The following is a 262-nucleotide window of genomic DNA, read 5'->3' on the forward strand; positions in this document are numbered from 1 at the left end:
GCATCTTCCTTTTCTCTGGTTTCCAGATACGGATCTGCTTCATTCCTGTACTCTCTGGAAAAATAATCGTTTAAAGCAACTACAACTGCTCTGGTGTACGATTTATATTTTTCCCTGTCCATCGTCTGCAAATATTCCCATGCCTGCCTGTCCTGTTCATCACAAAGATTCAAACGGATATTTGTATTGATGATTTTCCGTTCTTTTCTCATACAAGCATCCCTCCGTTTCTCTGGATTTTCCTTACGGTCATTGCTTCATA

The 262-nt window shown here is 40.1% G+C and carries 1 pseudogene; it reads right to left on the reverse strand.

The features are described 5' to 3' along the window. A pseudogene (locus GPK88_RS18530) lies at nucleotides 1–212 on the reverse strand (hypothetical protein); the annotation flags it as partial. Between the last annotated feature and the right edge of the window lie 50 nt (nucleotides 213–262).

Origin of the sequence: Blautia sp. MCC269 (assembly GCF_018785655.1) — a bacterium.
In the GTDB taxonomy this organism is placed as follows: domain Bacteria; phylum Bacillota; class Clostridia; order Lachnospirales; family Lachnospiraceae; genus Blautia_A.